8 protein-coding genes are annotated in these 12394 nt (G+C 62.8%); 2 read left to right on the forward strand and 6 right to left on the reverse strand.

Annotated elements, in window-relative coordinates:
* Window positions 1-58 precede the first annotated feature (58 nt).
* A complete protein-coding gene (locus FSY45_RS14810; protein ID WP_046461342.1) occupies window positions 59-784 on the reverse strand; it encodes an EthD domain-containing protein in 726 nt (241 codons plus the stop codon).
* Window positions 781-2076 carry an MFS transporter gene (locus tag FSY45_RS14815; protein WP_223305663.1) on the reverse strand — a complete coding sequence of 432 codons (1296 nt, stop codon included), beginning with the start codon at window positions 2074-2076 and terminating at the stop codon, window positions 781-783. Before FSY45_RS14815 ends, FSY45_RS14810 begins: the two co-directional genes overlap by 4 nt.
* 297 nt (window positions 2077-2373) lie before the next feature.
* Here FSY45_RS14815 and FSY45_RS14820 point away from each other — a divergent pair, with 297 nt between their 5' ends.
* Together FSY45_RS14820 and FSY45_RS14825 are read left to right on the forward strand one after the other, a co-directional pair.
* Window positions 2374-4089: an amidohydrolase family protein gene (locus tag FSY45_RS14820; RefSeq protein ID WP_046461341.1), complete on the forward strand. Its 1716-nt coding sequence runs from the start codon at window positions 2374-2376 to the stop codon at window positions 4087-4089.
* A gap of 283 nt (window positions 4090-4372) precedes the next feature.
* On the forward strand, window positions 4373-4771 hold the full coding sequence (locus FSY45_RS14825; RefSeq protein WP_223305662.1) for a hypothetical protein: 399 nt from the start codon (window positions 4373-4375) through the stop codon (window positions 4769-4771).
* Window positions 4772-4872: 101 nt separating this feature from the next.
* Here FSY45_RS14825 and FSY45_RS14830 read toward each other — a convergent pair whose 3' ends face one another.
* The 4 genes from FSY45_RS14830 to FSY45_RS14845 all read right to left on the reverse strand — a co-directional run bounded on the left by FSY45_RS14830 (window position 4873) and on the right by FSY45_RS14845 (window position 12373).
* Window positions 4873-6498, reverse strand: a complete 1626-nt coding sequence (locus FSY45_RS14830; RefSeq protein WP_046461339.1) for an AMP-binding protein — start codon at window positions 6496-6498, stop codon at window positions 4873-4875.
* A gap of 264 nt (window positions 6499-6762) precedes the next feature.
* Window positions 6763-8121 carry an MFS transporter gene (locus FSY45_RS14835; RefSeq protein ID WP_046461338.1) on the reverse strand — a complete coding sequence of 453 codons (1359 nt, stop codon included), beginning with the start codon at window positions 8119-8121 and terminating at the stop codon, window positions 6763-6765.
* A gap of 103 nt (window positions 8122-8224) precedes the next feature.
* Entirely contained in the window at window positions 8225-10636 is a 2412-nt protein-coding gene (locus FSY45_RS14840; RefSeq protein ID WP_046461337.1) for an acyl-CoA dehydrogenase, read from the reverse strand.
* 30 nt (window positions 10637-10666) lie between these two features.
* Window positions 10667-12373 carry a GMC family oxidoreductase gene (locus tag FSY45_RS14845; protein ID WP_046461336.1) on the reverse strand — a complete coding sequence of 569 codons (1707 nt, stop codon included), beginning with the start codon at window positions 12371-12373 and terminating at the stop codon, window positions 10667-10669.
* Window positions 12374-12394: the final 21 nt, after the last annotated feature.

Here is a 12394-nt window from a genome sequence, read left to right on the forward strand (position 1 = left end):
CAAAACATATTGAAATCCTTATTCATAAAGCGCAAGCAGCTACTATCTTTTCAAGTCCTCAAGGTCTGGCATGCGTCACCTCAGTCAGCATGAAGACATGCACGCCCCAGCCGAACTCGCCGTCCTGCGCACGGGCCGAAACATCGAGTGAAGCCGCTGCCGCCTGCGCCTGCTCCACCGAGTCAAACCACCACTCGACCACATGGCGGTAGCCGTAGCCGAAAGGAGGCTGCTCATCGATGGTGTTGCAGACAATGCGGCTGGCCAGGCCCAGAGCAAGGCTCTGCCACTGCGGCGGACAAATCTCCGGCAAGACCGCAGCCCCGCGCCAGACGTCGCTGCGCTGCAAAAAGCCGATCAGCATGACTTGTTTGTGCTGCGGCAGGACATCTACGCTCAGGCTGCCACGCAACACCTGCTGACGGCACAGCAGCGAGAAATTGCGAACATAGTCGGCAAACACGCGCGGCTCGTCGGGGCGCATGACAGCCAGGGTTTCGGGGTCGCTCCAGATCGCAGAGCCTGCTTCGCGCTCGGCCAGCACCATGAGGTTGACGCCGTCATAGTCCTTGCTCAGCTCTGCGGCATCTGCCTGTAGGTGGCGTGAGCACTGGGCCACGGCCTTGACGCGCTGGCCCACGTTGCGGCACTGGCGGCCCAGCGCGGAATGCTCGCGCCAGGCCTGCGCGAACTCCTCCGGGCGCAGCGCCGGGTTGCGCCGCGCCAGATAGATCATCTTCCAGACGACGCAAGAATCCTTCCCGGTCACTTCTTCCGCCTTCATGCGGCAACTGCCACGGGGGCGTGGGCCTTGCGATAGGCGCCGGGGTAATGCTGCAGAGCACGGTAAAACGCCCATACCGCGGGCAACAGCGTGCACATCATGATCGCCATGGCATAGCGCAGGCCTTCGCCGGGCGCAACGGTGTTGAGCACATCACTGAGCCAGCCCGCCACGATAGGCCCCACTCCGTTGCCCAGCAGGGCTCCGGCCATCAGAACCATGGCGCTGGCCGTGGCTCGCCGCTCGGTCGGCACGACCAGGCTCAGGGCTGCGTAGGTGGCCGGAGCCCACCAGGATGTGAAGAACGAATAGATCAACATGCAGGCCATGGACAGCATGAACATGTCCGAGCCCACCAGCAGATAGCCGAAACCCAGCACCATGGCCACGCTGGTGCCGATCACGGGGATGCGAATCTGCCAGCGGACATCGCTGCGCGCCAGCCGGTCCGTCAACCAGCCAGAGAACAGGCTGCCCGAGACCGAGAGCACAGCGGCCCCTGCAGAAATTGTCCCCGCCTGTTTGAGACTGAGATCGAAGCGCCGCGCAAGCAAAGCCACATTCCAGGCGCCGATCGAGATTCCCGCGATCAGGACACAAGCAGCGCCCACGATCAGAAACCGGGTCACGGGCTCTTTCCATATCAAGGCGACGGCAGATTTGGCCTGCTGCCCGCCGTCCTGCGGGTCGGAGATCATCTGCGCGATGGTACGAACGGGTTCGCTGATGCTCAGGCGCAGCACCAGGGACAGGACCATGATGGCCACACCGATGATGACCATGGTCACACGCCAGCCCCACCACTCGGCAAACAACGGCCCCAGCAGCAAGGCCAGCAAGGCGCCCATCGCATTGCCGACACCAAAGACACTCATGGCACGCGAGCGCTCATGGGGCTTGTACAGATCGGCCAGTATGGACATGGACGCAGCGCCGCCACCGGCATCCCCCAATGCGGCACCGGCGCGCGATGCAGTCAGTCCACCCGAACCAGTGGCCAGCGCTCCCAGCGCCGCCACGCTGCCACCAACGCCACGGCACCAGGCAATCAGGCTGCGGCGCTCTTGTCTATCTGCCAATCGTCCCAGAGGAATGCCCAGCACTGCGAACGTCAGCGCAAAACCGAGTCCGGTGATCAGGCCGATCTGCAAGTCCGAGAAGCCGAACTCCTGCTTGATGGGCTGCAGCAGCACAGCCAGGATCTGCCGGTCCATGAAGGTCAGAGCAGACAGGGCCGTCAGCAGCACCAGCACATACACTCTGGATGAGCTTTGATGATTTTTGTTTGTCATTGTTTTCTTGGTTTTTTGCATCACGTCATGGCTCTCGCCGCTGCTCACGCCTCAGCAGCGCTGTCTGCCCTCGGGCGCAAGGAGCGCGAGAGCAGGTCTTTGCGCACGTCTCGCATCGCGGCCGCATCCATGTCCAGTCCGATGGCGCCGCCTTGAGCATCGTGGTCATGAGCAGCCGCCCTCACATCGTCCCAACGGACGATTCCCTAACCCTGATTGGCCTTGGGTGCGGATTGCCTCTTAATGGAATGCGGCTGCGGGCTCGACCGCACACCAGAACCTCAAGGAGACTGACACATGCAGCAATTCGACTTGCTGATCCGCAACGGCCGCATCGTGGACGGCACCGGCGCCCCCGCTTACCGCGCAGACCTCGGCGTGCGCAACGGGCGCATCGCCGCCATCGGCCAAGACCTGGGCATCGCCGCGCAGCAAATCGATGCCGACGGATTGCTGGTGACGCCGGGCTTTGTGGATGTGCATACCCACTTTGACGGTCAGGCGACCTGGGATGAAAGGCTTTGGCCAAGCTCCCAGCAGGGCGTGACCACCGCAGTGATTGGCAACTGCGGCGTGGGATTTGCCCCCTGCCGTCCCAAGGACCGCGACACGCTGATTGCGCTCATGGAGGGCGTGGAAGACATCCCCGACACCGCGCTGCATGAAGGCCTGCCCTGGAACTGGGAAAGCTTTCCTGAGTATCTGCAAGCCTTGGCAGGGCGGCGCTACGACATCGATATTGCAGCCCTGCTGCCTCACGGTCCGCTGCGCGTCTATGCCATGGGCGAGCGCGCCATACGGCGCGAGCAGGCCAATGCCGAGGACATCGGCACCATGCAGGAGCTGATCAAGCAAGGTCTGGCCGCCGGAGCCGTTGGTCTGTCAACCTCGCGCACCATGGCCCACCGCTCCAAGTCGGGTGACTTCACCCCCATGTACCAGGCCGTGAGCGAGGAGTTGCTGGAGCTGGGACTCTCGCTCAAGAGCTATCCGAACAGCGTCTTCCAGATGATCTCGGACTTCGAGCACATCGAGGACGAATTCGGCATTCTCACCCGCGTCAGTCAGGGCACGGGCTGCGCCGGCACGCTCACCGTGCTTCAGTATCCGCACCGCCCGCAGCTGCACCGAGAGCTGCTACAGCATATTGAAACAGCCAATGCCGGCGGGCTGCGCATCATGGGCCAGGTGCTCAACCGCCCTGTGGGCGTACTCATGGGGTTTGAATGCAGCCTGAACCCCTTTTCCAGCAAGCCCAGCTATGAAGCGCTGGCGCAGCTCAGTCCGGCAGAACGCATCAAAGAGCTGTCCCGACCAGGCACGCGCAGCGCCATCCTCGGCGAGAAGGACCGCAATCCCCATTTGTTCATGGAGTACTTCGGCCAGAACTTTGCGGGCATGTACCCCTGGAGCGGCCAAGAGCCCAACTATCTGCCGCAAGAAGGCGATTCGGTTCAGGCTCTGGCCGACGCAGCCGGCCTGCCACCGCTGGATTGGATGTATGACTTCATGCTGGGCAATGAAGGCCAGGCGCTGGTCTATCTGCCCATGGCCAATTATCTGGACCATGACTGCAGCGCCCTGCACGAACTGCTCGGCCATCCCCACACCGTACCCGCCTTGGGCGATGGCGGCGCCCATGTGGGCACCATCTGCGACGGCAGCGCCACGACCTTTCTGCTCACAGAATGGGTACGCGAGCGCGGCCTGTTCAGCATCGAGCAGGCCGTCCATATGCTGACGCAGCGGCCGGCTTCGCTCTACGGCTTTGCCGACCGAGGGGTCCTGCAGGTCGGCAAACTGGCGGATCTCAACCTCATCGATCTGCAGGCGCTCAAAATTCTGCCGCCGCACATAGCTCGCGACCTGCCCGCCGGCGGCAAGCGCTTCCTGCAAGGCGCGCAGGGCTATCGCTACACCATCAAGTCCGGCCAGATCACCTACCGCGACAGCATGGCCACCGATGCATTGCCGGGCCGCTTGCTCAGGCGCAGCGAGCACAGGGCCAGCTGAACGCTGCCGGTCCTCCCCACCAGGCCTCGAAGCAAGCCGGGCTCTTGAAGCCTGCGCTCGTTTTTCATCCCCCCTCATCCAAAAACGGACCCAATCCGCCAGGCCCGCCTGCTTGCGAGCAGCCATCCTGGCCTCCTTCGCAGAGATCGGGCGCCTCGACCAAGCGCCTTGAGCAGATCGTGTTCACGCCATGCGGATGCCAGCGATATAGTGACCCCGTCATCTTCCACGTCCATGCCCCATGCATTTGCGCAAGTTCCGTATCCCGCTTCAGACCTGGCTCATGCTGTTGAGCTTTTGCGTCATGCCTTGCAGCGCGCAGGAAGCTGCGGCCTGGGAAAAACAGGTCACGGGCCGCACTTCCATCACCAGGCTGGGCACGATTGACTACGAGGTGGGCTACAGCAGCGCAGGCTTTGACCATTTCTCTTCTGAAATCGTGGCCAGATGGAATGACGGGGGAGCGCAGGAGCAGACGCTGTACGAAGGCATTTACGACCGGCCGCCCGCCAAGGTCTGGGGGAACGGGCCCCATCTTTGCATTGCCATGCAGGCCTGCGCGCGCTATTCGGATCGCTGCAGCCGGTATGTGATTGCACACCGCTATGACACGCAAGCCAAAGCCTTTGTGGCGCTGAAGTCCGAGAAGACTGCGCGCCGGATCTGCGCTGCGGCACGCTGAAGATAAAAAAAGAAGGAGGCCGGGGCCTCCTTTAAATCCCGTCGTCAGGCGCGACGAACAGGGTATCCGTTGTGCTGTCTGTAACTGTTTTTTCCTCCGGTTCAGGCCTCTATGGCGCTCAGCGGTTCATGCTCCGCCGCATAGGCCTTGGCCCAGCGGTAATCCGCCTTGCCTGCCGGGCTGCGCTTGACTTCAGTGGCCAGATACACGGCGCGCGGCAGCTTGTAGCCAGACAGATTGCTGCGGCAGATCTTTTCGAACTCCTGCAGATCGAACTCGTGGCCCTGCTGCACCTGCACCACGGCCACCACCTTGCTGCCCCAGCGTTCGTCAGGAAGGCCCACGACCACCACATCCTGAACCGGCGGGTAGCGGCGCGCGGTTTCCTCCACCTCTTCGGGGTAAACCTTCTCGCCTCCTGTGTTGATGCACTGCGAACCACGGCCCAGCACCACATATTCACCCGTGGTGTCGATGCGGGCCCTGTCCCCTGTCAACACCCAGCGGCTGCCCTTGACCATCACAAAGGTCTCGGCCGTTTTCCTGGGATCTCCGTAATAGCCCAGGGGCATGTGGCCACGGCGCGAAAGAATGCCTTCCTCACCTGGCTGCGTCAGAATGCGCAGATCTTCGGAGATCACGCTGAGGTCGGGACGCGGCGCGATGCGCATAAAGCCTTCGCCCTCGGGCGTTTTCTCCCCCCCGCCCAAGACTCCGGATTCGGAGCTGGCCATGCCGTTGTTGAGCACCAGATGAGGCACCTGCACCAGCAGCCGCTCCTGCAGGTGACGCGAGAACACGGCACCGCCGTTGCCGAAGATCATCAGTGACTTGAGAGGCCAGCGCCCGGGGTTGTTCTCCAGCGTCTGGATGATGGGCAAGGCCATGGCATCGCCGACCACGGCCATCACATTGATCTGGTGATGCTCGATCAGATCCAGCATGTGTACGGGATCAAAGTTCTTGCGATCGTTCACATAGACCGGATGTCCGGAAAACAGGCTGATCAGGGTGGCCCACATGGCTGCGCCATGCATGAGCGGTGCCGCCGCCAGATAGGCCAGCGCCGGGCCGTTGGGCACCAGTTGCAGCAGCTCCTCCGGCCTTTCGATGGGAGGTCTGCGGAAGTAATAGCCGCCACCGCCCAAGGCCCCCATGAACAAGGATTTATGCGGCCACATCACGCCCTTGGGCAGCCCCGTGGTGCCGCCGGTACAGAGCATGAAGATATCGTCATCGCTGCGCTCGGCGTCCGTGAGTTCCCGTCCACCTTCGGCCAACACGCGCTCGTAGGATTGCACTGTCCTGGGCAGGCCATGACGCTCCTCGCCAACCCGCAGCGCCAGGCGCAAAGTGGGCACCAGGGCAATGACTTCCAGCACCGACGCATCGAAGTCCGCTCCATAGACCAGGCCGCGCAGGTCCAGGCTGTTGAACAGCCCCTGAAGCTCATCGGCCACGTAGCGGTAGTTGACGTTGACCGGCACGGCACCGATCTTGCTGCAGGCGAAAAAGGCCTCCAGATACTCGGCGCAGTTGTAGAGCTGGATGCCGACGTTGTCGCCCCGTCCTATGCCGCGCGCGCGCAGCGCATTGCCCAGCTGATTGGCTCGCTCATCGAGCTGTTTGAAGCTGAGCTTCTGCCTGCCGCAGCCAAAGGCAATGCGATCCGGCACAGCTTGCACCACCAACTCAAAAATATCCGCCAGATTGAAGGTCCGTGTCATCTCTTGTCTCCGTCTGTCTTCCCGTTTTACGAATCCACTTGTCCCGCAGGTGCTGCAATGCTCGACGACGGCCTGTCCACATTCATCGTCTGCTTGAACCTGGTGCAGACCCTTGTGGTTTCGAGGGTGCATGCTCGCAGATAGGCAAGCAGCTCCCAACAGCACCTACCCTTAAAAAACTTCCGCCAAGGCATTTCCCAAGACTTGGTCGAAGAAAGCACAATCTCAGTGGAAACTCTCTCCATCGTCTGTTTCCAAATCGCTTCAAGCGATCTTTTTCGCGGTCACCATCGATGCATAGGGCTTGATGGTCCAGGCATAGATCAGCAGCGCCAGCGCATAAAAGGCGAGCATGCAGACCAGCGCCCAGCGCAGCGATTCACTGCCCGCCCGAACGATGAATGCATCGCTGAACAGACCCACCGTCAGAGGTCCCAGACCACCGCCAACTGCAGTCAGCAGCAGGTTGTAGATGGACAGAGAAGTCGCCAGACGGCTGGAAGCAATCACATTGGTCAGTGCAGCAAACACCGGCGCAGCCCAGAAACTGGAGAAGATGGAAAACAGACCGTAGTAGACAATCGCGTGCGGAATCTGCAGGCCGGCCAGCGTCCACTGTCCCGCAGAGTCATTCAGATAGAAAGCCAGCCCCAGCGGAATCGAAATCAGCGTCCCCAGAACCGGAACGCCAATTTGCCAGCGTACATCCCTCCTTGCCATCAGATCGGTGACCCAGCCGCTGAGCAAAGCCCCGAAAATCGCCCCCGGCCCGCCGATGAATCCCATGATGGCGCCCGCGTCCTTGAGCTGAAGACCATGGGAGCGCACCAGAAACGCGGTATTCCACATGCCGATCGCATAGCCCGAGAACGCCATCAGCATGCTGGCCAGCCCCAGGCCCACAAACGCCTTGTTGCGCACCAGGGCTGACATCACCTCGCTGAACTTCTCTGTTGCGGCCTGCACCACGGCACGACCTTCCTGCGCGCCGCGCAAAGGCTCGCGGCAAGTCATGCGCAGCACCAAAGCGATCAGCACGCCGGGCACAGACAGCCACAAAAAGGCCGCACGCCAACCATGGTGCTGGGCAATCCAGGCTCCCACGCCCAGACCCACCAGCGAGCCCAGATGCGGGCCCAGGCTGAATACGCTCATGGCTCGGCTGCGCTGCTCGGGCGGGTAGATGTCAGCGATCATGGTGGTCGATGCCGCCGTGCTGCCCGCCTCGCCCACCGCCACACCCACACGAGCAGCCGTCAGGCTCCAGAAGCCCACCGCCATGCCGCAAAGACCCGTGGCAACGCTCCAGCCGGCGCAGCACCAGGCAATCAGGTTGCGGCGGTTGGTACGGTCGGCAAAGCGGCCAAAGGGGACGGCCAGAATGCTGTAAAACAGAGCAAAGGCCAGACCCGTGAGCAGGCCCATGGCACTGTCCGAAACCCCCATCTCCTGCTTGATAGGCTGAATCAGCACCCCCATGATCTGACGGTCTATCATGCTCACGCCATAGACGAGCAACAGCACCAGCAGCAGATAGTGACGACGCCAGCCCGTCACATTGCTGACCGGCATCACCCTGGCCGAAGCGGCTTGCGGCACACGGGCCACAGCAGATGCGCTCATTTCCTGTCTCCTGAAAAACGTGATATCCGCCACGTGGATTGAATGGAGGCTTGTATGCCCAGTAAAAAGGACGCGGCACATTGCGGTGTGCCGCGCCAAGTCACTAGGCAAGCAGTTCGCAGAAGGGCAGGTCCTTGTCCGCACGGGGCTCGGCAGCCAGCCCCAGCACGCGTTCGCCAATGCTGTTGAGCACCACCTCGTCGGTACCGCCGGCAATGCGCATGCCGGCAGAGCCGAACCACAGACGCTCCACCATGGCAAAACGCTCGCCAAGTTCGCTGGCGGCCAGCACGCCGCGCTCGCCCAGCAAGTCGATGGCGAAGTAGCTAAAGGACTGCAGCGCGGCAGCGGCCACGTTCTTGGCACCGCTCATTTCGGGGCCGGGCTGGCGGCCCTTGCTCAGCGCCGTCAGCGCGCGGCACTGCAGCAGCCATAGCGCCTGCTCCTTCAGATAGAGGTCGGCCCAGCGCTCGCGCAAGCGACCGTCCTGCAGCGCCGGCCTGCCGTCAAAGCGATGATCGGCCAGCAAGCCAGCCGTGGTGCGCCACAGCTCGGCGGGCATCACGCCGCCAATGGCCAGGCGCTCTGCCATCAAGCCTGTCAGCGTGACCTTCCAGCCACTGCCCAGCTTGCCCACCATCTGACTATCGGGCACGAACACGTCCTCGAAGAAGACTTCGTTGAACTCGGACTCGCCCCCTGCCTGGCGAATCGGGCGCACGGTAATGCCGGGCGACTTCATGTCGAGGAAGAAGGTGGTCAAGCCTTCAAACTTGCTGGCTTGGGGATTGGTACGAGTCAATACCAGACCAAACTGGGCAAACTGCGCGAGAGAGGTCCAGACCTTTTGCCCGTTGACGATCCAGCCCTCACGGCCATCGGTGGCACGCTCGGCACGTGTGCGCACCATGCCCAGATCGGAGCCGGCACCCGGCTCGCTCAGCAACTGGCACCAGAGGTTTTTTCCGCCCAGTGCCGGGGCCACATGCAGGGCCAGCACTTCGGCGCTGGCGTGCGCCATCACCGATGGCAAAACCATGCCCAGGCTGACGTTGAACATGCCCGTGGGCACCTTGACCTTGCCCTCTTCCTGGCGCCAGATCAGCTCCTGCATGGGCGTGCCGCCACGGCCACCCAGCATCTTGGGCCAGGTAATCGCACCCAAACCCGCTGCAGCCTTCTTGCCCTGCCAGACCCGGGCTGCCTCCATGCGCTGCTCGGCAGTCATGTCACGACCGAAATAGTCGTCGGCACTTGCCTTGGGCACGGCATTGGCTTGCAGCCAGGCGCGGCATTCGGCGCGGAAGGCGGCTTCCTCGGGCGTGTCCCCAAAGTCCATGGACTGGCGGTCAGCCGCGGTCGAGCTCTGCACAATCGTCTCTTTCGCAGGAGCAAGCAATCGTTTTTGCAACTCGGCCGCCACCTGCTCGCGCCAGGCGTGGATACTGCCCAGCTCCACGGCCTGCTGGCGCGCACGGCGGTAGAACAGATGGCAATCCATCTCCCATGTATAGCCCATGCCGCCGTGGGTGTGCAGGTTTTCCTGTGCAGCATCCGACAGCACCTGAGTGCTGCTCACGCGCGCTGCGGCGGCTGCGCCTGGCAGCTCGGGCGCACCATCAGCCAGAGCCATGTCTGCCGTCAGCGCCCAGGCTCCGTAATAGCAATGCGCACGGGCCAGCTGGTTGTTGGTGTAGAGATTGGCCAGCTTGTGCTTGATGCCCTGATAGGACCCAATGGGCCGGCCAAAGGCCTTGCGCTCCCTGGCGTAGCTGCAGGCCATCTCCAGCGCGGCGTCGGCCGCTCCCAGTTGTTCGAAGGCCAACATCACGGCAGCACGATTGCGCACGCGTGCCAGCACCTGGGCAGCGCTGCTGGCTCCGTCAAGCTGCTCGGCCGCCGTGCCGTCAAAGCGCAACAAGGCATAGGGCTTGGAAGGATCCAGCGTCTTGAGCTTCTTGCGCTGCACCGAGCCGTCACACCTGAAGGCCACCAGCACATCCGCCCCCGTCTCATTGCGCGCCAGCGCCACACCCCATTGCGCGGCCATGCCGTCGGCCACCAGCGGACATTCCCCCTTCAAGGTCTTGCCGTCAAACAGGGGCAGACCGGATGGCGGTTCCTGCCCGTCCGTCGGCGCTGCCAGACAGCCAATGCTTCCACCCGAAACCGGCAGCAGCCATTGCCGGCGTTGCGCAGACTGCTCCTGTGTAGATAGCAGGACGGCCTGCACCGCCAGATACATGGTCGAGGCCAGAGGCACGGGACTGAGCTGGCGGCCCACTTCCTCGGCCACCACGCACATTTCCATGGCACCGAGGCCTATACCGCCACAGTCCTCCGGCAGCATCAGGCTGCTCACACCCAGCTGGGCCATGCCGCTCCATACGTCCTGGGCATGGTGACCCTCGCCCTCGAGCAAGGCACGCGGCTGCGTCAGCGGCGATTCCCTGGTCAGGAATTTTCGTATTTCGTTGCGCAATGCGTTCTGGTCGTCACTGAAATCGAAGTTCATCTTTTTTGTCTCCACCCATTCTTCCCAAGCTCAAACCGCGGCGGCGGCGCATGCGCCATCCGGCAGCACGGCTGCCACATTCCACCGCCTTGCAGCAGGCGGGGCCAGGCCCAGCACCAGATCTGCGCCCTTGTCTCCGATCACCACCGATGCCGCATTCGTGTTTCCCGACACCAGATGCGGCATGACCGAGGCATCGATCACGCGCAGGCCCTGCACGCCCTTGACCCGGAGCTCGGGCGTGACCACGCTTCGCGGATCGGCCGCATGGCCCATGCGGCAGCTGCCGCTGGCGTGGTGGCCCGAACCCATGTACATGGAGATCCAGTCCAGCAGTTCCTCGTCGCTTTGCAGGCCAGGTGCCGGGCGCGTCTGCGTTTCGATCAGGCCGGCCAGCGCGGGCTGCTGCGCAATCCTGCTGGCCATGCGTACTCCATGGAGCAGCGCCTTGCGGTCACGCTCGTCGTGCAGAAAGTTCATGCGAATGCTGGCCAGCTCCTCGGGCTTGCTGCTCCTGAGCCTGAGCTGGCCGCGTGAATAGGGCCGCACCTGATAGGGCGCCATCGTCATGCCGGGGAAGGCCTCGGTGCGGTAGTTCTTGCCGCCCTGCATATAGCCCTCGATATCGCCGGTCACGGGCAGGCCGTGAATCTGGATGTCGTTATAGGGCAGGCTGGAGTCACTGCGGAACCAGGCGGCAAACTCCGAAGCCGGCATGGCCATGGCGCCCTGCCTGGTCAACAGGTACTGAATGAGCGAAGCGCCAATCCCCAGGCCGCGCAGCGAGCGGTTGAGGCTGGGCGTTCCGGCCTTCATGCGCCAGGACATGGGGACAATCGCATGGTCCTGCAGATTGGCGCCCACCCCAGGCAGATCCACCTTGACCTCGATCCCCATCTCCTGCAGGTGCGCTGCCGGGCCGATGCCCGAAAGCATCAGCAACTGGGGCGACTGCAGAGCCCCTGCACACAGCAGGACTTCCTTGCTGGCGCGAGCTGCATGGCTTGCGCCGGCCTTGTCCCTCCAGTGCACCGTGCTGGCGCGCAGCCCGTCCAGACCTATGCGGGTGACCAGCACCTGCATGCGCACATCCAGATTGCGCCGTTGCATGGCGGGCTCGATGGCGTTTTTGGCCACCGACGAGCGCTGACCATTCTTGAGATTGACCTGAAACAGCCCTGCCCCGTCGGGATGGCCGTTGTTGAAATCCTTGCATGCGGGCATGCCGGCTTGAATGGCGGCCTGTACCATGGCCAGCGATACGGGATGTGGGTTGTGCAGATTGTTGGCCGTCAGCGGCCCGCCGCGCCCATGCCAGGGCCGGGTGAATTCTTGTTCGCTGCGCTGCTGGTCTTCGGTGCGCACAAAGTAGGGCAGCAACTCGTCATAGCTCCAGCCCGCCGCCCCTTGCTCAGCCCAGCTGTCGAAGTCCGCGCGATCGCCGCGCACATAAATCATGCCGTTGATGGAAGATGAGCCTCCCAGGCGCTTGCCTCGCGGCAGGCTAATGCGGCGCTTGGCTGCGTACTGCTCGGGCTCTGTTTCGTGCCCCCAGGAATAACGGGAACTGTTGACCATCTGGCCCCAGCCAGAAGGCATGGAGACCAGCAAATCCTTGTGGCTTGCGCCGCCTTCTAGCAGCAGGACCTTGTGCTGCCGGTTCTCGCTCAGCCGTGCAGCCAGTGTGCCCCCCGCCGAGCCCGCGCCTATGACGATGTAATCGAAGACTTCATCCATGCCTTGTCTCCATTGATGTAT

The organism is Comamonas sp. Z1, from assembly GCF_008121555.1.
GTDB lineage: Bacteria > Pseudomonadota > Gammaproteobacteria > Burkholderiales > Burkholderiaceae_C > Comamonas > Comamonas thiooxydans.

Excerpts from the sequence above, each read along its gene's own strand:
- FSY45_RS14810 (WP_046461342.1), bottom strand. The coding sequence starts at position 784 with ATGAAGGCGGAAGAAGTGACCGGGAAGGATTCTTGCGTCGTCTGGAAG.
- FSY45_RS14815 (WP_223305663.1), bottom strand. The coding sequence starts at position 2,076 with ATGACAAACAAAAATCATCAAAGCTCATCCAGAGTGTATGTGCTGGTG.
- FSY45_RS14820 (WP_046461341.1), top strand. The coding sequence starts at position 2,374 with ATGCAGCAATTCGACTTGCTGATCCGCAACGGCCGCATCGTGGACGGC.
- FSY45_RS14825 (WP_223305662.1), top strand. The coding sequence starts at position 4,373 with ATGCTGTTGAGCTTTTGCGTCATGCCTTGCAGCGCGCAGGAAGCTGCG.
- FSY45_RS14830 (WP_046461339.1), bottom strand. The coding sequence starts at position 6,498 with ATGACACGGACCTTCAATCTGGCGGATATTTTTGAGTTGGTGGTGCAA.
- FSY45_RS14835 (WP_046461338.1), bottom strand. The coding sequence starts at position 8,121 with ATGAGCGCATCTGCTGTGGCCCGTGTGCCGCAAGCCGCTTCGGCCAGG.
- FSY45_RS14840 (WP_046461337.1), bottom strand. The coding sequence starts at position 10,636 with ATGAACTTCGATTTCAGTGACGACCAGAACGCATTGCGCAACGAAATA.
- FSY45_RS14845 (WP_046461336.1), bottom strand. The coding sequence starts at position 12,373 with ATGGATGAAGTCTTCGATTACATCGTCATAGGCGCGGGCTCGGCGGGG.